The organism is Tabrizicola sp. (assembly GCF_041911175.1).
Lineage (GTDB): Bacteria > Pseudomonadota > Alphaproteobacteria > Rhodobacterales > Rhodobacteraceae > Tabrizicola.
In genome coordinates this window covers 1-21,532 of record NZ_JAYRPN010000001.1, presented here as the reverse complement: position 1 = coordinate 21,532, position 21,532 = coordinate 1, and the positions used below count along the sequence as shown (strand labels likewise).

The following is a 21,532-nucleotide window of genomic DNA, read 5'->3' as shown; positions in this document are numbered from 1 at the left end:
GCCACCCCTTTCTTGCGTGCGCTGCGGAAGCCGGTCATAGCTTGACCGGAGCGGTAGCGACGGAGAAGCGGCATGCTGAAGGGGATCGACAACCGGCTGAACGCCGAGGTGCTGGGAACCCTGCGCGCGATGGGGCACGGCGACTGCATCGTCGTGGTCGACACCAACTTCCCCGCCGAGTCGGTGGCACGGGCGACCGTCACCGGCAAGCTTCTGCGGATGGAGAACCTGTCGGCCGCCGAGGCGATGAACGCGATCCTTTCGGTCCTGCCGCTGGACACTTTCGTCGAGGATTTCGCGGGCCGGATGGAAGTGGTGGGCAAGCCCGAGGAGGTGCCGCCGGTGCAGGTCGAGGTCCAGGCCGAGGTCGACCGCGCCGAGGGCCGCTTCCGCCCCTTGCCCGGCATCGAACGTTTCGCCTTCTACGACATGGCCCGCCAGTCCTTCGCGGTGATCCAGACCGGGGAGCGGCGTTTCTACGGCTGTTTCATGCTGCGCAAGGGCGTGATCCCACCCGAAGCCTGACCCGGAGACCCCGTAATGTCGAAACCCGTCGTGATCCTTGGCATTTTCAACGCCGACACCTCCTATCGGGCCGAGCGCCTGCCGAAGATCGGCGAGACGATCCTCGGCCAGCATTTCGCGTTGGGGCCTGGGGGCAAGGGCTCGAACCAGGCGGTCGCTGCGGCCAGGGCGGGGGGCCGGACGCATTTCATCACCCGGCTTGGGGCCGATGATTTCGCCAAGGTCGCCCGGCAGGTCTGGGCAGAGGCCGGGGTCATCCCCGAGGTGACAGTGGACTCCGACAGCCACACCGGCGCGGCCTTCATATTCCTGGAGGCGGCGACGGGGAACAACGCGATCATCGTGGCTTCGGGGGCCGGGGGGCGGATCGAGCCCGAAGACCTGGACGCCCGCGCCGACTTGATCCGCAGCGCGGCGGTTTTCGTCACGCAACTGGAACAGCCGATCCCCGCCGCGCGCCGGGGGCTGGAGATCGCCCGGGCGGCAGGGGTGACGACGATCCTGAACCCGGCCCCGGCGGCGGCGCTGGACGATGCGATGCTGGCCTTGTGCGATTACATCACCCCGAACGAGACCGAGGCCGAGACGCTGACCGGCATGGCCGTGGCGACGCTGCCCGAGGCGGAGCGGGCCGCCGACGCGCTGATGGCGCGGGGCGTGGGGGCGGTGATCATCACGCTGGGCGCGCGGGGGGCGCTTTACCGGGACCGGACGCGGTCGGTTCATGTCCCGGCGATCAGCGCGGGCCCGGTGGTCGAGACGACGGGCGCGGGCGACGCGTTCAATGGCGGCTTCGCGGTCGCGCTGTCCGAGGGCCGCGACGTGGTTCAGGCGGTGCGCTTCGGCTCGGCGACGGCGGGGATTTCGGTTACGCGTCCCGGTGCCGCGGCCGCCATGCCGACCCGGGCCGAGATCGACGCGCTTCTGGCCAAGGATTGAGCGGTACGGCTGTCATTCCCCTGTTACAAATACGTCGCAGAGCTGTAACCGAACCGGCCTAGATCGTCCCGGTGCGGCAGCCGTGGGGAAAGTGGATGGACGACATGCGGACGTTGGAGCGGGAGGTGGCGACCGGAAGCGCCAAGATCGCCGCCCGCGAGGTTCAGGTCCACTACGGCACCAACCATGCGCTGAAGGACGTGACGGTCGACATCCTCGACCAGACGGTGACCGCCTTCATCGGGCCTTCGGGCTGCGGCAAGTCGACCTTCCTGCGCTGCCTGAACCGGATGAACGACACGGTGGCCTCGGCCAGGGTGTCGGGCAGGATCACGCTGGACGGCGAGGATATCTACGACCCCCGCGTCGACCCGGTGCAGCTGCGGGCCAAGGTGGGGATGGTGTTCCAGAAGCCGAACCCCTTCCCGAAGTCTATCTACGACAACGTGGCCTACGGGCCGAAGATTCACGGTCTGGCGCGCAGCCGGGCGGAACTTGATGCCATCGTCGAGGCAAGCCTGCGCAAGGCGGCGCTCTGGGCCGAGGTGAAGGATCGGCTGGATGCGCCGGGGACGGGGCTTTCGGGCGGTCAGCAGCAGCGGCTGTGTATCGCGCGGGCGGTGGCGACCTCGCCGGAAGTGCTTTTGATGGACGAGCCCTGCTCGGCGCTGGACCCGATTGCCACGGCGCAGGTCGAGGAGCTGATCGATGAGCTGCGCAGCCAGTTCTCGGTGGTGATCGTGACCCATTCGATGCAGCAGGCGGCGCGGGTGAGCCAGAAGACCGCCTTCTTCCATCTGGGAAACCTGGTCGAATTCGGCGACACCACCCAGATCTTCACCAATCCGAAGGACCCCAGGACCGAAGCCTATATCACCGGGCGCATCGGGTAAGGAGCAGGCCATGAATACCGCCCATATCGTTTCCGCCTTCGACCGCGACCTCGAGGCCGCTCAGGCCCTGGTCATGCGGATGGGCGGGCTGGTCGAGGCCGCGCTTCTGGACGCGGCCGAGGCGCTGGACCGGCGCGACGAGGATCTTGCCGCGCGGGTCCGTTCGGGAGACCGGGCGATCGACGCGCTGGAGGACCAGATCAACGCGCAATGCGCCGAGCTTCTGGCGCTGCGCGGGCCGACGGCGGGTGATTTGCGGACGGTGCTGACGGTGATGAAGATCGCCGCCGCACTGGAGCGGTCGGGGGACTACGCGAAGAACCTGGCGAAGCGGACGGCGGTGCTGGCGCAGCTTTCGCCGGTGCCGGGGGCCTCCGGTGCGATCCGGCGGCTGGCGAAGGCGGTGGTGCAGATGCTGACCGACGCGCTGGACGCCTATATCCGCCGCGACGTGAAGCTGGCCGAGGATGTGCGGGCGCGCGACCGGGACGTGGACCAGATGTACAACTCGATCTTCCGCGAGTTCCTGACCCACATGATGGAGGACCCGCGCACCATCGGGCCCTGCATGCACCTGCATTTCATCGCCAAGAACATCGAGCGGGTGGGGGACCATGCGACGGCGGTCGCCGAGCAGGTGATCTACCTCGTCACCGGGGCGATGCCGGGCGAGGATCGGCCCAAGTTCGACAGCACCGGCGTGGGGGAATGAGCATGGCCAAGGGCGGACAGCCGCGGGTGCTGCTGGTCGAGGACGAACCGGCGCAGCGGACGGTGCTGGCCTACAACCTGGAGGCAGAGGGCTTCGCGGTGACGCAGGCGGACAACGGCGAGGATGCGATGATGCTGGTCGACGAGGAGGAGCCGGACATCATCATCCTGGACTGGATGATGCCGAAGGTGTCGGGGATCGAGGTCTGCCGGCGGCTGAAGATGCGGCCCGAGACGCGGGGGATTCCGGTGATCATGCTGAGCGCCCGCGCCGAGGAGGTGGACCGGGTGCGGGGGTTGGAGACCGGGGCGGACGACTACGTCGTGAAGCCCTATTCCGTGCTGGAGCTGATGGCCCGGGCGCGGGCGCAGCTCAGGCGGGTGCGGCCCTCGACCGCGGGGATGGTGCTGGAGCACGAAGATATCCGGCTGGACCCGGAAAGCCACCGGGTCTACCGGGCGGACAAGGTGCTGAAGCTGGGGCCGACCGAGTTCAAGCTTCTGGTCACGCTGATGGAGCGGCCGGGGCGGGTGTTTTCCCGCGAGCAGCTCTTGGACCTGGTCTGGGGGCGGGACATCTATGTCGACACCCGGACGGTGGATGTCCATGTCGGGCGGCTGAGAAAGAGCCTGATGCAGTTCGGGGGGGAGGACCCGGTCCGGACGGTGCGGGGGGCGGGCTATTCGCTGGGGTGACTGTCCACGGTGGACAGATTTTCCAAGCCTGTCTTTTCAATCACTTGCGCGCGGGCGTTAAGGATTTGGCAAGATATTGAACCACCCGCCGGTTGGGGTGGTTTTCGCAAGGAGCGCTGGCGCGCGGGGCTTTCCTCTCGTCGTCGGGACTGCGCCCTCCTCCTCGGCTGACGAGGGGCGCTGCCCCTCGAGCACCCCGGGATATTTGCACCAGTATGAAAGCGCTTTCGCAAGGGGTGACCGGGCGCCTCCGGCGGGGATATTTGGGCAAAGATGAAGGTGCGGCCTAAAGGGTCGGCAGAAGCCGGTCCAGCGTGTCGAGGACCTGATCCACGTCTGCAAGGCTGAAAGGCAGCGGCGGGCGGATTTTCAGGCTGTCGCCCTGCGGGCCGGTGGAACTGATCAGGATGCGGTTGTCGCGCAGCGCATTCACCAGCCGGGCGGTGCGGGCGGGGTCGGGCTGGCCGTCGGTCTGGATGGTCTGGCCGATGAAAAGGCCGGCGGCGCGGGTTTCGCCCAAGGCCTCGTGGCGTTGGGCGAGGATGCGCAGGCCATCGGCCAGCGCCTTGCCCACGGTGGCAGCGTTCTGTTGGAGGGCTTCGTCGCGGATCACGTCGAGCACGGCCAGACCCACGGCAGCGGCGACGGCATTGCCGCCGAAAGTATTGAAATAGCGTGCCTTTGCGCCGAAGTCGGCGATGACGCGCGGTTGCAGGGCAAGCCCCGCCAACGGATAGCCGTTGCCCATTGGCTTGCCCATGCTGACCATGTCGGGGACCAGGTCGTGGCGCTGGAAACCCCAGAATTGGCTGCCGGTGCGCCCGAAGCCGGGTTGCACCTCGTCAGCGAGGAAGAGGCCGCCCCGCGCCCGGATCGCGGCGGCGGCGGGGGCGAGGAAACCGGCGGGGTCGGGAAAGACGCCATCGGAGGAGAAGATGGTGTCGACGATCAGCAGGGCGGGCCTGATGCCCTGCGCGGCCATCCGGTCGCAGGCCTGGGTCACGGCCTCGGCGAAGCCTTGGGCGATGCCTTGCGGGTAGTTCGCGGCGGAGGGGGCGGGGATCGGGAAGACCGTGGGGCCGGGGGCGACGGCGGGGCCGATCGACATCGACATCTCGGCAGTGGCAAGGGTGACGCCGTGATAGGCGTTGTCGGTGACGATGATCCCGCTGCCGCCGGTCGCGGCGCGGGCGATGCGGAGCGCGAGGTCGTTCGCCTCCGACCCGGTGCAGGTGAACATGACGTGGCTGAGGTCGGCGGGGAAATGCGCGAGGAGACGCTCGGCATAGGTCAGGATCGTCTCGTGCAGGTAGCGGGTGTGGGTGGCGAGCGTCGCGGCCTGCTCTGCCATCGCCTGCACCACGCGGGGGTGGCAATGACCGACCGAGGCGACGTTGTTGTAGCAGTCGAGATAGGCGGTGCCGTCGGGGGCGTAGAGGTGGACGCCTTGCCCACGGGTGAGGTGGACCGGGGTTTCGTAGAAGAGCCGGTAGGCGGGGCCGAGCGCCTGGGCGCGGCGGCTGGCGAGGGCTTCGTCTGCAGGCGAGAGCTGGCCTGCGCCGGGGGTATAGGCGTTCAGCATCGAGGTCTGGCGGGTCATGTCGGCTGGCTTTCGAGGATGGCGAGAAGCGTGTCGGTGAGTGCGGCGGGGTCGGTCAGGGCGTCGAGGCCCGCGCGCGAGGTGGGGGCGTTGCGCAGGATGTAGGGCGCGTTCTCCGGGTAGCGGGCGGCGCGCCAGGCGGAGATCGTCAGCGTGGTGGCGAGGCGGGCGGTGATCAGGTCGGGGAGGAGGCGGAGTTCGGCTTCCGTCAGGGGGTTGGCCCGGTGATAGGCCCGGGTCAGCGGGACCAGCAGGCCTGCGGGATCGGCGGGGTCGATCAGGTAGGAGGCGGCGACGGCGAGGTCGCAGATGCGGTGCGACAGCGTCATGTCGCCGAAGTCCAGGATGCCGGTGAGGGTTCCGGGCTGGCCTGGGTCGGCGAGGAGGTTGTGCGGGTTGAAATCGCCGTGGATCACCTGCCGGGGGAGGTTGGCGAGCGCCGGGGCGGTGTGGGTGGTGAAACGGGTGAGGAAGGCGGCGATGCGGGGCTTCAGGTCCTTCGGCAGCGCGGGGGTGAGGGGGGCCAGGTCGGCTGCGTTCTGGATGTCCCAGAGGAGGTGGTGATCCGACGCCGGATGGTGGAAGCTGGCCAGAGCCGCGTCGAGGCCGCCGAGGGCGGTGCCGATGGAGGCGGCCAGCGCAGGGGTTCGGGGCAGGTGCGCGAGCGGCGTGCCGGGTAGCCAGGTGAGGAGGCGCAGCGCTCCGTCCGGGGTGGCGATGATGCTGCGGCCAGTGCGTGCGGGGATCACCCGGGGGGTGGGGAGGTCGGGAGCCGCGCGGGCGGAGTGGAGAAGCGCTTCGGTCTGGAATTCGGTCAGGGCGGCGGGCTCGGCGGGGTTGGCCAGTTTCAGGGTGAACTGGCCGGTCGTGGTATCGAGCCGGTGATTCTGGTCGCGTTCCGAAGTGAGCGGGTGGAGAGAGCCGGTCAGGCCCCAGTGGGTTTCCGTCAGGGCGGCAAGCGCCTGCGCGGACAGGCGGGGCGGGGGGAGGGTGAGGAGGCTGCCTGCGGGGTCTTGGGTCATGGGTCTGGTCCGGGGCACAGGATAGCGGCTCGGGTGGCGGGAGCCAGCAGAATGTGGGCTTGACATGGTTGACTATTTTAGTAGGGATATAGTCAGAAACCCAGCCAGCCCGGATCGGGCCCGCCCGGCGTCCTTCAATTCAGGCGGAGTTCACCATGCCCGACCGAGATGCGGCCCCGCGTGCCGATTTTTTGGACCTGTTCCTGAGCGCCGTATCCGGGGTATTCCCGGGGCAGGTGCTGGAAGCGCTGATCGCGCGGCTGGAGGGGTCGAAATGAACGCTCATGTCGAACCCTGGCTGACGGCGGATGCGACGCCGGTGCATGATGCGCGGGCGCTGACCGAGGGCGGGAGCCTCGCGCGGATCGTGCTGGACGGACAGGTCTATGCGCTGCGGATCACCCGGGCGGGCAAGCTGATCCTGACGAAGTGAGGCGGGCCAAAATCCTTCGAAGGATTTTGCAAATCTTTTCGAAAAGATTTGGCGCCCTCAGCCGCCGGTGTGGCTCATGTGGCGGGTGATCTGGCCTGCGACCTTCTGGCGCGAGTAGTCGAAGTCGTGGCCCTTGGGTTTGCGCGCGATGGCGGCACGGATCGCCTGTTCGACGATCCTGTCGTCGGGGCTGGCGCGCAGGGGGGCGCGGAGGTCGGCCATGTCTTCCTGGCCGAGGCACATGTAAAGCTCGCCCGTGCAGGTCAGCCGCACGCGGTTGCAGCTTTCGCAGAAATTATGGGTGAGGGGGGTGATGAAGCCGATCTTCTGGCCGGTCTCCTCGACGCGGACATAGCGGGCGGGGCCACCGGTGCGCTCGGTGAGGTCGGTGAGGGTCAGGCGTTGGGCAAGGCGGGCGCGCAGGTCCTTCAAAGGCCAGTACTGGTCGAGCCGGGTGGCGGTCATGTCCTCGCCCATCGGCATGACCTCGATGAAGGTGAGGTCGTGGCCTTCGGCGGCGCACCAGTCGAGGAGGGGGAAGAGCTCGTCCTCGTTGAAGCCTTTCAGGGCGACGGCGTTGATCTTCACCTTGAGGCCCGCGGCTTTGGCGGTTGCGATGCCGTCCAGCACCTGCGGCAGGCGACCCCAGCGGGTGATGGTGGCGAATTTCGCGGGGTCGAGGGTGTCGAGGCTGACGTTGACGCGGCGGACGCCGAGGTCGGCGAGGGCTCCGGCGAATTTCGCCAGCTGGCTGCCGTTGGTGGTGAGGGTCAGCTCCTTGAGCGCACCGGTCTGGAGGTGGCGCGACATGGCCTCGAAGAAGGTGAGGATGCCCTTGCGGACCAGAGGCTCGCCCCCGGTGATGCGAAGCTTCTGGACGCCCATGTGGATGAAGGCGGTGCAGAGGCGGTCGAGTTCTTCGAGGGAAAGCAGGTCGGTCTTGGGCAGGAAGGTCATGTGTTCCGACATGCAATAGGTGCAGCGGAAGTCGCAGCGGTCGGTGACCGAGACGCGCAGGTAGCTGATCGCGCGGGCGAAGGGGTCGATGAGCGGCGTCATGCGGCGAAGGTAGGCCTGTGCGGGGGGCTGCACAAGTGCGCGAGCGGCGATTGCGAGGTGGGAAACGGCAGGCTAGGCTGCGGGGCATGAAACAGTTCGTGATCCTGCCGCTTGTCGCCCTGGCCCTGTCGGGTTGTGCCCTGTTCCAGAAGGAAGGGGGGCGGACCGGGGTGACGGGGCCGGTGGAGCCGCCACCGGCGACGGAATTCGCGCCGAAGGTGGCGACCAGCGTGCTGGGCGCCACGCAGGCGACGAGCGCGGAGGCGCTGGACAAGACCACGGCGGCGGAGAAGGCGGCGGCGCTGGCGGCCCCGGCCAAGGGCGGCGAGCGGGAGCTGGGCCGCGTGGTCGTGGCGCTGGGCTCACCGGCGGAGCAGGGGATCTGGCTGTCCTCGGCGCTGGTGAAGGAGAAGGCGCAGGGGCGGATAATGACGGCGGCGGGCAAGTCTCTGGCGCTGGAGCTGCGGCCGGGAACCGGCGGGGCGCACCTGTCGCTGGCGGCGTTCCAGGCTTTGGGCCTGAGCCTGACGGAACTGCCGCAGGTGACGGTCTACGGGCCGTGAGCCTGCGGGCTTCGGGCGCTTTTCGAAATGAGCGCTGACGCGCGAAGACTCCTTGTCTCGTCGTCGGGGCTGGCGCCCTCCTCCTCGGTCGCTGGGGGTTTCACCCCCATGCCAGCGATTTCTTGAACCAGTGGCGAAACCGCTGGCATACCTAAGGATATTTGCACCAGTATGAAATGCGTCGGGAAGGGGCCGGGCAGGTGCCTCCGGCGGGGATATTTGGGCAAAGATGAAAGGCAGCGGGCTCAGGCGGGTTGGGCTTCGAGGGCGTCGGCGACGGTGCCGGTGACGGTCCAGTCCGGGGCGAGGAGGAGGAGGTCGGCTGCGTCGCGCTGTTCGGGGGTGGCGAGGTCGGGGCGGTTCAGGAGCCGGGCGGGGGCGGCGGTGGCCATGTCGAGGGCGACCTCTGGCGGGGTGCCGACCACGGTGATCAGGCGGTGGAGGCCCTCGGCCATCGTCACATGCGCCCCGGCGAGCGAGCCTTCGGCGTTGACGAGGCGCCCGTCCTTCAGCCAGACGTCGCGCCCGTAGAGGCGCAGGTGGTCGGAGCCGCCGACCGTGCTCATCGCGTCGGAGACGAGGAACATGCGGCCGGGGACGGGCCTTGCGCGGATGGCGAGGCCGACCATTTCGTCGGCGACATGGATGCCGTCGCAGATGATGCCGGCATAGGCGGTGGAGTTGATGCAGGCGCCGGTCACGCCGGGGGCGCGGTTCAGCATCGGCGACATCGCGTTGAAGAGATGGGTGAATGAGGTGGCGCCCGCGTCGAGGAGGGTGAGAACCTCGTCTGCCGTGGCGTCGGAATGGCCGATGGAGACCACGGCGCCGAGACCGGCGAGGCGGGCCACGTCCTGCGGGGTGGTGCTTTCCGGCGCGACGGTGATCTTGACGAAGAGGCCCTTGTCACGCAGGCGCCGGACATGGGCGAGGGTGCTGGCGTCGAAGGGGCGGATATATTCCGGGGCATGGGTGCCGCGCCGGGGGATCGAGAGATGCGGGCCCTCGATATGGAGGCCGAGGAGGCTGCGGTCGGGCTGGGGTTCGGCATGGGCGGCGAGCACGGCGTCGACGGCGCGGGCCAGGACCTCGGGCGCGTCGGTGATCACGGTGGGCAGGATGCCGACGGTGCCGAAGCGGCGATGCGCGGCGGCCATGCGGTGCAGCGCCTGAGGCGACTGGTCGTTGTTCAGGAGCGCGTCGCCGCCGCCGTTCACCTGCAGGTCGAGGAAGCCGGGGGTCAGGGTGCCGGTGAGGCGGCGGATCGGGGCGCCGGGGGGCGGGGTGTCGGCGATCTGCAGGCTTTGGCCCCCGGAGATGCCAAGCGCCGCGCCCTGCCGCAGGCGGGTGCCGTCGAAGATCGCGTCGGGGAGGAGCCAGAGATCGGGTTGGGCGGTCATGGCCGGGGTCCGGTGAAGAAGTAGGGGCGAAGGGCGGTCTGCACCCGGGCCAGGGCCAGCGCGCGCGGCAGGGGATGGCGGCTTTCGCGGGCAGAGGCAAGTTCGTCCGCGCGGAAATGCGCGAGAAGCAGCGGATCGGGCAGGCGTTTGCCGGCGAGATCGGCCAGCAGGCGGGCGACGGCGGCCTGGGCCTTCGGATCGGGCCAGTAGTAGCGGATGCGGTCGGCGAGGCCGAAGTGGCGTTCGCTGCGCGGATCGGCGGTGGTGCCGTGGATATGGGCCTGCCAATAGGCGGGGTTCGCGAGCATCACCTGTTCCATCCTGTCGGGAAGTGAGGGACCTGTGGCCCAGCCGTTCTGGGCGCGGATCGTGTCGAGGGCGTAGAGCGCCTCGCGCCAGGCGAAGGTGAGGGCGGGGCCGACCTTCTGGAAGGCGAAGCCGAGTTCGGCGAGGCGGGGGTAGGCGGCGGGGCGCTGGTAGTCGGTGGAATGGGCTTCGAGGCAGAGGTTGGGCCAGTCCTTGAGCGGTTCGAGGAGGCCGGGGTCGCGGGTGAGGGGGAGGTGGTGAACCTCCATCGGCGAGAACTCGACGCCGGGCTGGACCACGAGGCCGCCGATCTGGTCGAGGGGGATATGCGCAGCCTGGAAGGCGTCGCGGTGGGCGGCGAGGGTGGCGCTGGCGGAGGCTGGCGTGGTGGGGGGAATGTCGCCGTGGTCGTCGGTCCGCGCGCCGCCGGGGGGCGGGACCTCGGTGCCGATGACGAAGAGGAGGGCGCCGGGGTCCGGGGCGTGTTGCAGGGCAGTGGCGGCCAGGGCGGCGGAACGGGTGGCGGTGATTGCGTCGGGGAGTTGCGCGGGTTCTCCGGCGCAGCCTTCGGAGCAGTCGAGGTGGATCTTGGTGAAGCCTGCCGCGGCGTAGTCGGCGACCATCCGGTGCGCCTTGTCCATCGCTTGCGTCGCGGGGAGTTTGCGCCAGGCTTGCGGGCCGAGATGGTCGCCGCCGAAGAGGATGCGGCTTTGCGAGACATTGGTGCGGCTGGCGATGTCGGTGACGAAGCGGATGAAGGCGGCAGGGGTCAGGCCGGTGTAGCCGCCGTCCTGGTTGACCTGGTTCGAAGTCGCCTCGACGACGATCAGCTGGTCGAGGGTTTCGGCGAGGGTGAGCGAGGCTTCCAGTGCGTCGGGGTGGGCGGTGCAGACCGAGGGGATGGCGATGGGCTCGCCTGCGCGGTTCCGGGCGATGATCTGGCGGAGGTCAGGCATGTTTGGCCTCGTTCACGGCGTGGAGGGCGGCACCGCGCGCGCCGCTGGCATCGCCACCTTGCGCGACACGGATGGCGGGGATCGGGAAGCCGCCGAGCGAGGCCTGGGCCAGGCGGCGGGTGAGGTCTTCGGTGAGGCCCGGGGCACGGGAGAGGCCGCCGCCGATGACGATGACCTGCGGGTCGATGGTGAGGCAGAGGGTGATCAGGAACTCGGTCGCGAGGTCGAGCCAGATCTCCCAGGCGCGGGCGAAATCCGGGTTGTCGGCGCGGCTTGCGACGATGGTTTCGGGGGCGTGCTCGGTGCCGGTCAGGTGTGCGGCGATGCGGGCGAGACCGGGGGCGGCGAGGTAGGTCTCGACGCAGCCGAGGCGGCCGCAGCCGCAGGTGAGCAGGGGGAGGTTGTGCGCGGTGACGGGACCGGCGGCGAGGGGGAAGTGGCCGAACTCGCCCCCGGTGGCGGCGGGGGAGGGGAGGAGGCGTCCAGCGGTCACCACGCCGCCGGCGACGCCGGTCCCGAGGATGAGGCCGACGGCGGGGTCGGCATCGCGCGCGGCGCCGAGCGTGGCCTCGGAGAGGGTGAGGGCGCGGCAGTCGTTGATCCAGGCGATGCGGCGGCCAGCGGCGGTGGCGATGTCGGCGGGGAAGGGCTTGCCGGTGGCGGAGAGGTTGGAGGTGAGGGCAAGGCCGGACTGCGGGTGGATCAGGCCCGCGGCGGAGATGCCGATGGGGAGGTTGGTGCCATGCGTTTCGCACCAGCGGATCGCCTCGGCCATCGCGGCGACGAGGGCGGGGTAGTCCTTTGGCGTGGGCCAGCGGTGGCGGGCGGCGAGCGACCAGTCGGGGGCGAAGACCTGCGCCTCGATCTTGGTGCCGCCGAGGTCGATTCCCGCTGCGATCATGGCATCACCGGGTGGAGTTTGACGCCGGAGACGACGCGGGTCAGGGTGCCTTGCCCGGCGAAGGGGTCGTCGACGGGAAGGCCGAGGGCGTCGGACCAGGTGACGGCGAGGATCTGGGCGAGCGCGACGTAGAGCGGCGCGGACCAGAGGTCGCCGGGGCCTTGGGGGATGTCGGGGGCGGTGACGGTGGATTGGGGGAACTGGGTGCGAAGCTCGGCCAGGAGGTCGTCGTCATAGGCGCGGGTCTGGGGGTCGGAGGAGCGGAAGAGCCAGAGGTCGGTGCCGGGGGTGGTGAAGCTTTTCGGGCCGTGTCGGAAGCCGAGGGTGGAATCCCAGAGCGCGGGGATTTGGCCCGCGGAAAGCTCCATCACCTTCAGCGCGGATTCGCGGGCGGCGAAGGCGAGGGGGCCGGAGCCGAGGAAGACGGCGCGGGCGGGGCGGCGGGCGGATCGGGCCTGGGCGGTGAAGGCGGGGAGGAGGCTGGCGAGGGTGCCCGCGAGGGTCTGGAACCGGGCGGGGGCCTCGTCTGCCGGGAGGTGGGTGTCGAAGAGAGCGGCGGCGGTCAGGAGCATGGTGGAGAAGCTGGAGGTCATCGCGAAGCCCTGGTCGTGGGTGGCTTCGGGCAGGGTGATGACCTTGGCTCCCGGTCGCAGGCCAAGGGCGGAGGTGGCGTTGCAGGTGATGTTGAGGCGCGGCCAATGGGGCGCGAGGGCGTCGAGGGCGTCGAGAAGGCCGATGCTTTCGGTCGAGTTGCCGGAGCGACCGAAGCTGACGATCAGCTTCGGTGCGCCGGTCAGGTAGGCGCGGGGGCGGGCGACGATGTCGGTGGTGGGGACGGAGCGGAGGCGGGGGCCTTCGTGCTCCTCCAGCCCCGCGGCGAGGATGTCGCCGATATAGGCCGAAGTTCCCGCGCCGCAGAACCAAACCTCGGAGACATGGGTTTCTGCGATCCAACGGCGGAGGTCGGCGATGGGGAGTGTCGCGCCCCAACCGGCCCAGATTGTGGGTTGGGAGAGGATTTCGCGGAAGGTGGCGTGGCGGGTGAGGTCGGTCATCGGGTTTTCGCTTCGTGGATCGGTCGGGTGCCCCCCACCCCATCCCTCCCCACGAGGGGGAGGGGGGCGCTTGTGGCAGGCCTTGGTGCGGTGCGGTGGTGGACTGCGCCTCTGGCTGCGGTGGGGCAGGCCTCCGGCGGGGATATTTGGGCAAAGATGAAAGGCTGCGGGCGGGTCATCGGGTTTCCGTCACCTTGGCAAGGGTCGTCGGGCGGTCGGGGTCGAGCCCCAGCGCGAGCGCGGTTTGCAGGACAAGCGGGTAGGTCAGGCAGAGGAGCGCGGCGGCGGCGGCGGCGGGGGTGAGGCCGGTCGCGCCCGCGTCGGAGGGACGGAGGCGGACCACGGTGCCACCAGCGGCGCGGAAGCGGGCTTCGGCGGTGTCGAGGCTGTCCTGCACCTCGGGCTGTTCGGTGTCGAGGATCAGGATCAGAAGCGGGTTCGTCACCAGTTGCAGGGGGCCGTGCAGGACTTCGCTGCTGGAATAGGCCTCGGCGTGCAGCGCGCAGCATTCCTTGAGCTTCAGCGCCAGTTCCTGCGCCGCGCCGAAGCCGGTGTCGCGGCCGATGACATAGACGTGGCTGGCGCGCAGCAGGGCGGCGAGGATCGCGCGGGTCTGCGGGAGGGTCTGGCCTTGCAGCGCGGCGAAGGCCTGCGCGGAGGCTTCCGCGCGGGCGGCATAGGCCGGAACGAGGGCGGAGAGGAGCGCCATGCCGCCGCCGATCGCGCCGATCACCGATTTTGTGGCGGGCACGGCAAGTTCGGGGCCTGCGCCGATCCTGAGGGTGCAGTCGGCCGCGGCCTCGACCGGGCTGCCGGGGGCGTTGGTCAGGGCGAGGACGGTCGCCCCGTTCGCGCGCGCGCCTTCGGCGGAGCGGACGAGATCGGGCGAGGCGCCGGATTGCGAGACGACGAGGACGGCGGCGTCCTTGAGGCGGACGCCTTCCCCGAGCGAGAAGATCGAGGGGGGGAGCGAGGTCACGGGCAGGCCGGTTTCGCGCATGATCTCGTAGGAGAGGACGTTGGCGGCGGCGTCGGAGGAGCCGCGGGCGACGGTGTAGATCGCGCGGAGTTCGGTCAGGTCCGGGAGGGCGACGGGTTGTGCGACGGAGGCGGCGAAGACGACCGGGGCCTCGGCGATCTCGCGCGTCATGTGCTGTCCGGCGTTCTGGGGGAGGTCGATCATCTTGTGGCTCGGGCGTGGTGGATTTCGAATTGGCGGTGCCCCCCACCCCCGGCCCCTCCCCACGAGGGGGAGGGGAGGCGCTTGGGGTTGGCGTCATGCACGGCGGAAACGGTTGCGCGGGTGGCGTCCGCGGAGCCTCCGGCGGGGATATTTGGGCAAAGATGAAAGGTCGGAGGGGGCAGGGTGAGTGCCGTATGGCTCATGCGGCGACCCGCCACGCCATCGGGGGAGGAGAGGCGGGTGGTTCGGCTGCGCTGGGAGGGAACCGGCGCGCGGGTTGATGCGGAGGAGCCTCCGGCGGGGATATTTGGGCCAGTATGAAAGGCCTTGGGGCGAGGGATGCCTTCCGGGGTGGTCTGGGTCAGGGACGCGCAGAGGGTCATTGGCGCAGGCCGTGTCTGTCAAGCGCGGCCCAGGTGTCGGTGAGGTCGACCACCTGGCCGGTCACGCGCGCCTGGTCCAGCGCGATTGCGGCGATGCCCGCCTCCATCGCGTCGAGGATGGAGACGGGGAGGCTGTCGGCCTGCCCGCGCAGGTAGGCGGTGATGTCGCGGCACATGAGCTGGTCCGCGCCGTAGTGGGCGCCCTTCATCGCCGTGCCTTGCGTGTAGTCGTGGTCGGCAAGACGGCGGCCGTCGCGGGCGGTGATCTTGAGGAATCCGCGAACGAAGTCGCCCTCGGCCATGCCATGCGTGCCCATCACGCAGAAGCGACGGTGTTCGTCGGGGACGTTCAGGTTGGTGTGGAAGGCGAGGGAGGCGCCGGTCTCGTACTCAAGGATCGCGGTCTGGTAGTCGATGATGTCGCCGTCGGAATTGAAGGGATCGTCGGTCGATTCCCAGACGGATTTCTTGACGTGGAAGATTTCGGCCTCGGCATTTGATTTGGGCGCATTGGCGGGGACGAAGCTTTTCCGCCCGCCGAAGCTGGCGACGCGGCTCGGGCGCGACCCCGTGACCATGTTGTAGATGTCGAGGTCGTGGCAGCATTTCTCCAGCATGAAGCCGCCGGCGAGGCCGGTCTTGCGGCGCCAGTCGCGCATGAAGAAGGCGCCGTGGTAGGGGCCGATATGTTCGTTGGCCTCAAGGCTGGTGACATCGCCGAGCCAGCCTTGCGACTGGGCGGCGCGGAGGTCGACCATGTGCTGCGAATAGCGCAGGACGAGGCCGACCATCGCGCGGGCGGCCCCCCCGTGTTTGGCCAGGAGGCGGGCGAGTTCCAGGGTTTCGTCGATCGAGGTGACGACGGGCTTTTCGGTGAAGATCTGCACCCCGGCCTCAAGGCCTGCGCGGATCTGGTCGAGGTGGAAGACGTTCGGCGAGAAGACGCAGTAGAGGTCGGGTTTCGCGTCGGAGAGCATCGCCTCGACCGAGGGGTAGCGCGGGGTGTCGGTCCCGATCATGTCGAGATGGGTGGGCTGGGGGTCGAAGTAGCCGACCACCTGCGCCTCGGGCATTTCCGCCAGCAATGTCGACAAGACATTTCCGGCCCGCAGGCCGATGCCTGAGGTGACGATACGCATCGGTTTCTCCTTCTGTCAGGCGGCGAGCGCGGGCGCTTGCCGCCGCCGCATCACGCGGCCCTGGGTGTCGAAGACATGAGCGTCGGCGGGGGCGAAGGTCAGGCCGATCTCTTCGCCCTCATGCACGGTGGTGTCGCCGGAGAGCGCGGCGCAGAGCTTCAGCCCGTCGGCCATCTGGCCATAGGCGATGGCGGTGCCGCCGAGGCGTTCGAGGACGCGGAGCCGCATCGCGATGCCCTGGCCGAGGTGGAGGTTCTCGGGCCGGACGCCGACCTCCACCACGTCGCCCTTGCGGGCACTGCCGGGGTCGACCGGCAGGGTCATCTGCGTGCCGCCGTGGAAGGTGACGGTCAGGCCCTCCGGTCCGGTGCCGGTGACGCTGGCGGGGATCAGGTTCATGTTGGGCTGGCCGATGAAGGTGGCGACGAAGCGGGTCGCGGGGTGGTGATACAACTCCATCGGGGTGCCGAACTGCTCGATCCGGCCCTTGTTGAGAACGACGATGCGGTGGGCCATCGTCATCGCCTCGACCTGGTCGTGGGTGACATAGACCATCGTCGCGTCGAGGTCGCGTTGCAGGGCGGAAAGTTCGACCCGCATCTCGCCGCGCAGGGCGGCGTCGAGGTTGGAGAGCGGCTCGTCGAAGAGGAAGACCTTGGGGTTGCGCACGATGGAGCGGCCGATGGCGACGCGCTGGCGCTGGCCGCCGGAGAGCTGGCCGGGCTTGAGGCTGAGTTTCTCGGTCAGTTGCAGGATTTCGGCGGCGCGACCGACCTTCTGCTTGACCTCGGCCTCGGGCAGGCGGGCGACGCGGAGCGGGAAGGCGATGTTCTCGAAGACGGAAAGGTGGGGGTAGAGCGCGTAGCTCTGGAACACCATCGCGATGCCGCGATCCACGGGCGCGGCGGCGGAGACGTCGGTGCCGTCGATCAGGATGTTGCCGGAGGTGGCGGCCTCCAGCCCCGCGATGATGCGGAGAAGCGTGGACTTGCCGCAGCCGGAGGGGCCGACGAAGACCACGAATTCCTTGTCGCGGATGGCAAGGTCGATGCCGGTCAGCACCTGGGCCGCGCCGAAGGATTTGGTGATGGACTGGAGATCGAGCGTGGCCATTGGCGCGTCCTTGTCAGGGAAGGGCGGAAGGGTGGGGGCGCGACGGGCCGCGCCCCCGGTTCTTGATTAGCGGACGGCGGCGAGTTCGACACCCGCCTGCGTCACCAGCTCGTCCACCGTGCCTTCGCCCAGCAGGATGCCCTGGATCATGTTGGTGAAGACGGCCTGCAGCGCCTTGAAGTCCTCGACCATCGGCTCCGGCCCGCCGGTGGAGATGCCCGCGACGAAGACCGGCCAGTTGCCCTTCTTGTAGAAGACATCGGTCATGCCCAGCTTCTCGTAGTCGAGGATCGGCGTCAGGCCCCAGGTCATGTCGAGGTCATACTGCGCCTCTCCGCTCGTCAGGGCCTTGGCCAGCTTGGTGGCCAGCTCCTCGTTCCCGGTGCCCTTGAAGACAGCCAGCGAGTCGGTGATCAGGATGGTGCCCGAGGGACCCGAGGGCCCGTGCGGGACCGGGACGATGATCTGGTTCGGCACCTTCTCCTTGTGCTGGCCTTCGCCCCAGGGGCCATTGACATACATGGCGATCTGGCCGTCGTTGAAGAGGTCCTTCATCTGGTCGCGTTCCCATTCGGTCGGGCCCGATTCCATGTAGGGTATCAGGTCTGCGTACAGCTGCAGCGTCTCGCGCGTCTGCTTGCTGTCGAGCGCCGGGGTGCCGTCGTCGTTGAAGACCTTGCCGCCGTCCGAATAGAGGAAGTCGAGGAACATGTGCATCGTGTTGTCGAAATCCTTGCCGGCGATGCCGATGCCTGCGGCGTCGGTGTTGTCGGTCACGGTCTTCGCCAGTGCGATCAGGTCGGCCCAGGTTTCGGGCGCCTTGCATTCGGCGCCTGCGGCCTCGACCAGGGTGCAGTTGATGTAGAGCGCCTTGGTCGAGAAGGCATGCGGGATGCCCCAGTACTGGCCGCCGCTCGACACGGTCTTGAGGACGCCAGGCTGGAAGGCGGCCTCTTCCTCGGGGGTGAAGGTCACGGGAACGATCAGGTCGTTCTTGGCCAGCTGGCGCAGCGTGCGCGAGCCCATGTAGGCCACGTCCGGCGGGTCGCCGGCGGCGGCGAGCTGCATCGACTTGTCCTGGCAGGTGCCCCATTCCACCGCTTCCATCTTCACGGTGACGCCGGGATTGTCGGCCTGGAACTTGTCGATCACCACCTGGTCGGCCGGGCGCACTTCGCCGCCGCACATGATGAACTGAAGCTCCTGCGCCTGGGCCGAGAGCGCCGTTCCGGCCAGAAGGCCTGCAGCGACGGTCAGGGTCTGAAGTCTGGTCATTCGTAGTCTCCCTTGTTGGTGGTCTTGGTTGGTCATTCTTTCACCGCACCGGCGGTCAGCCCGGCGACGAGGAATTTCTGCAGGAACAGGAACACGAGCATCACCGGGGTGATCCCGGTCAGGGCGGCGGCCATCAGCTCGTTCCAGGTGGTGTCCTGGTAGCCGACGAATTCGAACAGGCCCGCCGGCAGCGGTTGCAGCTCGCGGACGTTGTTGAAGGTGATCGCGAACAGGAACTGCTGGGCATAGGCGCCGATGTAGACGGCGGTGCCGACGACGATCAGGCCGGGGATCGCCAGCGGAATCACCACCCGGCGCAGCGTGTAAAGGCGGGATGCGCCGTCGACGAAGGCGGCCTCTTCCAGCTCGCGCGGGATCTTCTCCAGGTACGACCGCAGGAGCCAGATGCCGGTCGGGATCAGGAAGGCCACGCCGGGGATGATCATCGCCCAGTAGGTGTTGAGCATGCCGAGCGAACGCAGCACCCGGTAGAGCGGGATCAGCAGCACCGCCCCGGTGAACATGTTCACGGCCAGGAACCCGCCCAGCGACAGCGCCTTGAACGGGAAGTCGAGGCGGGCATAGGCATAGGCGGCGGGGACGACCACGATCATGGTGATCACCGTCACGGCCGAGGCGATGAAGATCGAGTTGAAGATGTAGCGCCCCAGAAGCGGCACGGTCTTCCACATGTCGTGGTAGGCCTGCAGGCTGAAATCGTCCGACCACCAGGAGAATTCGGCGGTCATCAGGTGGCTCATGGGCCGGAGGCTGACGCGGATCATCTCGATGAAGGGCATCAGGATGAAGAGGAGGAACAGGAAGGTGGCGAAGTAGACGCCGATCTTCTGCAGGAGCGAGAGCTTGTCGATCTGCATCATTTCGCTCCGTAGTGCCGGTTCACGCGGTTCAGGAACCACAGGTAGAAGAGCGAGAACGAGGCGAGCAGCACCACGATCACCACCGCCCGCGCCGCGCCTTCGCCGAAGCGCTGGGCCGAGATGGCGACCTTGTAGGTGTCGATGATGAGCGTTGTGGTCGCGCCACGCGGGCCGCCTTCGGTGAGGATCCAGATGATCTCGAAGCTGTTGAAGGTCCAGATCGCAGAGAGAAGCGCCATCGACACGATCACCGGCATGATCTGGGGAATGGTGATGCGGCGGAAGCGATACCAGCGCCCGGCGCCATCGACCCAGGCGGCCTCGTAGAGGTCCTTCGAGACGCCCTGCATGGCGGCGAGGAAGAAGAGCGTGACCATCGGGGTGCCGACCCAGACGTCGGTGACGATGGCCGAATAGAAGGCCGAAGTCTTGGTGGCCAGGAGCGCGACGCGGTCCTGGACGATCCCGAATTCCTGGAGAAGGCCGGAGATCAGCCCGAAATAGCCGTTGTACATCCACTTCCAGCCGATGCAGCCGATGGCAACCGGGATGACCCAGGGCGGCATGACGAGGACGCGGAACAGCGCCTTGCCGGGGATGGCGGCGTTCAGGAGCGTGGCGCCGATCAGCCCGACGATCAGTTTCAGGCTGACGGCCAGCACCATCCAGTAGAAGGTGCGCCCGACGATCTGCCAGAATCTCGGGTCGGCGAAGAGGACCGTATAGTTCGCGGTGCCGACCCAGTTTTCCCCGCCGAGTGTGGCATCGGTGAAGGACAGGCGGATCGTCTCCACCAGCGGCCAGACGACGATCACGACGATGAACAGCAGTGCCGGGGCGATCAGGGCCCAGGCGAAGGCGCGCTCGGACAATTCGCGGCGCTGCATCCGTTCGGGCGCGGCGGTTTCGACGGCAAGCGTCATGCAGGTCCCCCTTGGTCCAACGGCCACCCTGGCAGGGGCGGGTCGAATCATCCTCTTGACCCGACGATACCAAAAAAGATTGGCTTTGCTACCATCTTAATACCAATATGCCGAAAAATTCGTACCATGCGTCGATTTCCCTTGTTTTCAGGCGGGAAATCGGCCCTTCTGGCGCGGAGAGATGGAATTGGTTCCGTAGAAACAATACCAATTCGGGGGCTTGCGATGGAAGACGACCAGGCGCTCTACCGCCCCGAAGCGTGGTTCCGTGCGGCACGGGGTCCGCGCTACGAACAGCTCTACCGCCACCTTTCGGCAGCGATAGCATCGGGCGATCTGCCGCCCGACAGCCAGCTGCCGCCCGAGCGCGAACTGGCGCTGATCGCCGATGTCAGCCGCGTGACTGTAAGGAAGGCGGTCAGCCAGCTGGTCGAGGACGGCGTGCTGGAGCAACGGCGCGGCGCGGGGACTTTCGTGCGGCCCGCGCGGTCGCGGATCGAACAGTCGCTCTCGGCGCTTCTCTCCTTCACCGACTACATGCGGCAACGCGGCAAGACTTCGTCCAGCCGCATCCTGCGCCGGGGGCTGTTCCTGCCGACGCCGGACGAGACCATCGCGCTGGGGCTTCCGGCCGGGGATCGGGTGGCGCGGGTGGAACGCCTGCGCTTCGCCGACGAGACGGCGCTGGCGCTGGAATGGTCGTCGCTGCCGACCGACGTGCTGCCGGACCCGGAGGTGGTGGAAACCTCGCTCTACGACGTACTGCGCGCCTCGGGCAAGGCGCCGACGCGGGCGGTGCAGCGGATCACGGCGGTGAACCTGACGGCGGCGGATGCGAAGCTCTTGCTGCTGCCGGAAGGGGCGGCGGTCTTGCGGATCGACCGGACGGCTTATCTGCCCTCGGGGCGGCCGATCGAGTTCACGCGGGGGCTCTACCGCAGCGACATCTATGATTTCATTGCCGAACTGAGGCTGGACGCACCATGACCCTGACCTTTTCCGCCCGCATCGAGGGGCGGCGGATCCGCTGCGAGATCGGCACGGATCACGCTTTGACTGCGCCGGTCTTCTGCTTCTCGCTGATGGCCGCGCCTGCGGTGGTGTCGGGCGGCACGCTGGTCCGGCGGGTGGCGGGCTATGCCGAGGTCGCCTTGCCGGACCTTGCGGCGGGGTGCGCGCACGAGGTGGTGCTGGAACATGCCGACCCGCACTATCACCCGCGCAACCGGGCCTGGCTACCGCTGGGGGCCTACCTGCGGGTGGGACGCGAGTGCCTGCCACTGCCCTCCGGCGCCGACCTGGGGCTGCGGGAAGTGGGGGAGCGGCCCGCGCCGAAGCTGGACCCCGCACGCCTGCCACTGGTGCCGCAGCCGACAGACTGGCGGGCTTCGGGCGGGGCGGTGGGCTTCGCCGCGCTGGCCCCGGTTGCGGGGCTGGAGGGGGTGCCCGAGCTGGCCGAGCGGCTGGGGCTGGCGCCGCTGGTTGCGCCGGGCGGTGTTTCGCTGGCGGTGACGGAGGACGCGGCGCTTGGGCCGGAAGGCTATCGGCTGACCATCGCAGCCACGGGTCTGTCGGT

General features: G+C 68.6%; 22 protein-coding genes and 1 pseudogene. 10 read left to right on the top strand and 13 right to left on the bottom strand.

The genetic code is table 11. The annotated features are described in order from the left end of the window. The first annotated feature begins 72 nt into the window (after positions 1–72). The 5 genes from ACE3P6_RS00115 (at position 73) to phoB (ending at position 3,764) form a co-directional block, all read left to right on the top strand. On the top strand, positions 73–525 hold the full coding sequence (locus ACE3P6_RS00115; protein WP_374390875.1) for an RbsD/FucU family protein: 453 nt from the start codon (positions 73–75) through the stop codon (positions 523–525). Between the two features lie 15 nt (positions 526–540). Continuing rightward, a complete protein-coding gene (gene rbsK / locus ACE3P6_RS00110; protein ID WP_374390873.1) occupies positions 541–1,464 on the top strand; it encodes a ribokinase in 924 nt (307 codons plus the stop codon). A 95-nt stretch (positions 1,465–1,559) separates the two neighbouring features. Next, the gene (pstB, locus tag ACE3P6_RS00105; RefSeq protein WP_374390871.1) at positions 1,560–2,357 is read left to right on the top strand and encodes a phosphate ABC transporter ATP-binding protein PstB; all 798 of its coding nucleotides are present in this window, start codon (positions 1,560–1,562) and stop codon (positions 2,355–2,357) included. 10 nt (positions 2,358–2,367) lie between these two features. Continuing rightward, a complete protein-coding gene (gene phoU, locus ACE3P6_RS00100; protein WP_374390869.1) occupies positions 2,368–3,069 on the top strand; it encodes a phosphate signaling complex protein PhoU in 702 nt (233 codons plus the stop codon). A gap of 2 nt (positions 3,070–3,071) precedes the next feature. Next, complete coding sequence (gene phoB / locus ACE3P6_RS00095; RefSeq protein ID WP_374390867.1) at positions 3,072–3,764, top strand: phosphate regulon transcriptional regulator PhoB; 693 nt, start codon at positions 3,072–3,074, stop codon at positions 3,762–3,764. 286 nt (positions 3,765–4,050) lie between these two features. Here the strand turns inward: phoB and ACE3P6_RS00090 are convergent, their stop codons facing one another. Further along, complete coding sequence (locus ACE3P6_RS00090; protein ID WP_374390865.1) at positions 4,051–5,364, bottom strand: aspartate aminotransferase family protein; 1,314 nt, start codon at positions 5,362–5,364, stop codon at positions 4,051–4,053. Further along, positions 5,361–6,386 carry a phosphotransferase gene (locus ACE3P6_RS00085; protein ID WP_374390863.1) on the bottom strand — a complete coding sequence of 342 codons (1,026 nt, stop codon included), beginning with the start codon at positions 6,384–6,386 and terminating at the stop codon, positions 5,361–5,363. Before ACE3P6_RS00085 ends, ACE3P6_RS00090 begins: the two co-directional genes overlap by 4 nt. Before the next feature lie 155 nt (positions 6,387–6,541). Between ACE3P6_RS00085 and ACE3P6_RS00080 the strand changes: the two genes are divergently transcribed. Continuing rightward, entirely contained in the window at positions 6,542–6,664 is a 123-nt protein-coding gene (locus tag ACE3P6_RS00080) for a hypothetical protein (protein WP_374376977.1), read from the top strand. After that, positions 6,661–6,819 carry a hemin uptake protein HemP gene (gene hemP, locus ACE3P6_RS00075; protein ID WP_374376976.1) on the top strand — a complete coding sequence of 53 codons (159 nt, stop codon included), beginning with the start codon at positions 6,661–6,663 and terminating at the stop codon, positions 6,817–6,819. The genes ACE3P6_RS00080 and hemP overlap by 4 nt, the downstream gene beginning before the upstream one ends. A gap of 57 nt (positions 6,820–6,876) precedes the next feature. Here the strand turns inward: hemP and moaA are convergent, their stop codons facing one another. Further along, a complete protein-coding gene (moaA, locus tag ACE3P6_RS00070) occupies positions 6,877–7,878 on the bottom strand; it encodes a GTP 3',8-cyclase MoaA (RefSeq protein WP_374390861.1) in 1,002 nt (333 codons plus the stop codon). An 86-nt stretch (positions 7,879–7,964) separates the two neighbouring features. Between moaA and ACE3P6_RS00065 the strand changes: the two genes are divergently transcribed. Next, on the top strand, positions 7,965–8,441 hold the full coding sequence (locus ACE3P6_RS00065) for a hypothetical protein (RefSeq protein WP_374390859.1): 477 nt from the start codon (positions 7,965–7,967) through the stop codon (positions 8,439–8,441). A gap of 245 nt (positions 8,442–8,686) precedes the next feature. Here the strand turns inward: ACE3P6_RS00065 and ACE3P6_RS00060 are convergent, their stop codons facing one another. The 10 genes from ACE3P6_RS00060 to ACE3P6_RS00015 form a co-directional block, all read right to left on the bottom strand. After that, positions 8,687–9,841: an N-acetylglucosamine-6-phosphate deacetylase gene (locus ACE3P6_RS00060; protein WP_374390857.1), complete on the bottom strand. Its 1,155-nt coding sequence runs from the start codon at positions 9,839–9,841 to the stop codon at positions 8,687–8,689. Continuing rightward, complete coding sequence (locus ACE3P6_RS00055) at positions 9,838–11,103, bottom strand: class II D-tagatose-bisphosphate aldolase non-catalytic subunit (RefSeq protein WP_374390855.1); 1,266 nt, start codon at positions 11,101–11,103, stop codon at positions 9,838–9,840. The genes ACE3P6_RS00060 and ACE3P6_RS00055 overlap by 4 nt, the downstream gene beginning before the upstream one ends. Continuing rightward, a complete protein-coding gene (locus ACE3P6_RS00050) occupies positions 11,096–12,004 on the bottom strand; it encodes an ROK family protein (RefSeq protein WP_374390853.1) in 909 nt (302 codons plus the stop codon). Before ACE3P6_RS00050 ends, ACE3P6_RS00055 begins: the two co-directional genes overlap by 8 nt. Continuing rightward, complete coding sequence (locus ACE3P6_RS00045) at positions 12,001–13,059, bottom strand: SIS domain-containing protein (RefSeq protein WP_374390851.1); 1,059 nt, start codon at positions 13,057–13,059, stop codon at positions 12,001–12,003. Before ACE3P6_RS00045 ends, ACE3P6_RS00050 begins: the two co-directional genes overlap by 4 nt. Before the next feature lie 175 nt (positions 13,060–13,234). Next, positions 13,235–14,242 (bottom strand): SIS domain-containing protein, encoded by a 1,008-nt coding sequence (locus tag ACE3P6_RS00040; protein ID WP_374390849.1) that lies wholly within the window; start codon positions 14,240–14,242, stop codon positions 13,235–13,237. Positions 14,243–14,621: 379 nt separating this feature from the next. Further along, entirely contained in the window at positions 14,622–15,764 is a 1,143-nt protein-coding gene (locus ACE3P6_RS00035; protein ID WP_374390847.1) for a Gfo/Idh/MocA family protein, read from the bottom strand. A gap of 15 nt (positions 15,765–15,779) precedes the next feature. Further along, positions 15,780–16,877 carry an ABC transporter ATP-binding protein gene (locus ACE3P6_RS00030; protein WP_374390845.1) on the bottom strand — a complete coding sequence of 366 codons (1,098 nt, stop codon included), beginning with the start codon at positions 16,875–16,877 and terminating at the stop codon, positions 15,780–15,782. A gap of 66 nt (positions 16,878–16,943) precedes the next feature. Continuing rightward, positions 16,944–18,152: an ABC transporter substrate-binding protein gene (locus tag ACE3P6_RS00025; protein ID WP_374370088.1), complete on the bottom strand. Its 1,209-nt coding sequence runs from the start codon at positions 18,150–18,152 to the stop codon at positions 16,944–16,946. A 32-nt stretch (positions 18,153–18,184) separates the two neighbouring features. Continuing rightward, complete coding sequence (locus ACE3P6_RS00020; protein WP_374390843.1) at positions 18,185–19,030, bottom strand: carbohydrate ABC transporter permease; 846 nt, start codon at positions 19,028–19,030, stop codon at positions 18,185–18,187. Beyond that, positions 19,030–19,956 (bottom strand): carbohydrate ABC transporter permease, encoded by a 927-nt coding sequence (locus ACE3P6_RS00015; protein WP_374390841.1) that lies wholly within the window; start codon positions 19,954–19,956, stop codon positions 19,030–19,032. Before ACE3P6_RS00015 ends, ACE3P6_RS00020 begins: the two co-directional genes overlap by 1 nt. A gap of 225 nt (positions 19,957–20,181) precedes the next feature. Here ACE3P6_RS00015 and ACE3P6_RS00010 point away from each other — a divergent pair, with 225 nt between their 5' ends. Continuing rightward, positions 20,182–20,943, top strand: a complete 762-nt coding sequence (locus tag ACE3P6_RS00010; RefSeq protein ID WP_374390839.1) for a GntR family transcriptional regulator — start codon at positions 20,182–20,184, stop codon at positions 20,941–20,943. Further along, positions 20,940–21,532: pseudogene (locus ACE3P6_RS00005) on the top strand (glycosyl hydrolase); the annotation flags it as partial. The gene ACE3P6_RS00010 and the pseudogene ACE3P6_RS00005, both read left to right, overlap by 4 nt.

Excerpts from the sequence above, each read along its gene's own strand:
- ACE3P6_RS00115 (WP_374390875.1), top strand. The coding sequence starts at position 73 with ATGCTGAAGGGGATCGACAACCGGCTGAACGCCGAGGTGCTGGGAACC.
- rbsK (WP_374390873.1), top strand. The coding sequence starts at position 541 with ATGTCGAAACCCGTCGTGATCCTTGGCATTTTCAACGCCGACACCTCC.
- pstB (WP_374390871.1), top strand. The coding sequence starts at position 1,560 with ATGGACGACATGCGGACGTTGGAGCGGGAGGTGGCGACCGGAAGCGCC.
- phoU (WP_374390869.1), top strand. The coding sequence starts at position 2,368 with ATGAATACCGCCCATATCGTTTCCGCCTTCGACCGCGACCTCGAGGCC.
- phoB (WP_374390867.1), top strand. The coding sequence starts at position 3,072 with ATGGCCAAGGGCGGACAGCCGCGGGTGCTGCTGGTCGAGGACGAACCG.
- ACE3P6_RS00090 (WP_374390865.1), bottom strand. The coding sequence starts at position 5,364 with ATGACCCGCCAGACCTCGATGCTGAACGCCTATACCCCCGGCGCAGGC.
- ACE3P6_RS00085 (WP_374390863.1), bottom strand. The coding sequence starts at position 6,386 with ATGACCCAAGACCCCGCAGGCAGCCTCCTCACCCTCCCCCCGCCCCGC.
- ACE3P6_RS00080 (WP_374376977.1), top strand. The coding sequence starts at position 6,542 with ATGCCCGACCGAGATGCGGCCCCGCGTGCCGATTTTTTGGACCTGTTC.
- hemP (WP_374376976.1), top strand. The coding sequence starts at position 6,661 with ATGAACGCTCATGTCGAACCCTGGCTGACGGCGGATGCGACGCCGGTG.
- moaA (WP_374390861.1), bottom strand. The coding sequence starts at position 7,878 with ATGACGCCGCTCATCGACCCCTTCGCCCGCGCGATCAGCTACCTGCGC.
- ACE3P6_RS00065 (WP_374390859.1), top strand. The coding sequence starts at position 7,965 with ATGAAACAGTTCGTGATCCTGCCGCTTGTCGCCCTGGCCCTGTCGGGT.
- ACE3P6_RS00060 (WP_374390857.1), bottom strand. The coding sequence starts at position 9,841 with ATGACCGCCCAACCCGATCTCTGGCTCCTCCCCGACGCGATCTTCGAC.
- ACE3P6_RS00055 (WP_374390855.1), bottom strand. The coding sequence starts at position 11,103 with ATGCCTGACCTCCGCCAGATCATCGCCCGGAACCGCGCAGGCGAGCCC.
- ACE3P6_RS00050 (WP_374390853.1), bottom strand. The coding sequence starts at position 12,004 with ATGATCGCAGCGGGAATCGACCTCGGCGGCACCAAGATCGAGGCGCAG.
- ACE3P6_RS00045 (WP_374390851.1), bottom strand. The coding sequence starts at position 13,059 with ATGACCGACCTCACCCGCCACGCCACCTTCCGCGAAATCCTCTCCCAA.
- ACE3P6_RS00040 (WP_374390849.1), bottom strand. The coding sequence starts at position 14,242 with ATGATCGACCTCCCCCAGAACGCCGGACAGCACATGACGCGCGAGATC.
- ACE3P6_RS00035 (WP_374390847.1), bottom strand. The coding sequence starts at position 15,764 with ATGCGTATCGTCACCTCAGGCATCGGCCTGCGGGCCGGAAATGTCTTG.
- ACE3P6_RS00030 (WP_374390845.1), bottom strand. The coding sequence starts at position 16,877 with ATGGCCACGCTCGATCTCCAGTCCATCACCAAATCCTTCGGCGCGGCC.
- ACE3P6_RS00025 (WP_374370088.1), bottom strand. The coding sequence starts at position 18,152 with ATGACCAGACTTCAGACCCTGACCGTCGCTGCAGGCCTTCTGGCCGGA.
- ACE3P6_RS00020 (WP_374390843.1), bottom strand. The coding sequence starts at position 19,030 with ATGCAGATCGACAAGCTCTCGCTCCTGCAGAAGATCGGCGTCTACTTC.
- ACE3P6_RS00015 (WP_374390841.1), bottom strand. The coding sequence starts at position 19,956 with ATGACGCTTGCCGTCGAAACCGCCGCGCCCGAACGGATGCAGCGCCGC.
- ACE3P6_RS00010 (WP_374390839.1), top strand. The coding sequence starts at position 20,182 with ATGGAAGACGACCAGGCGCTCTACCGCCCCGAAGCGTGGTTCCGTGCG.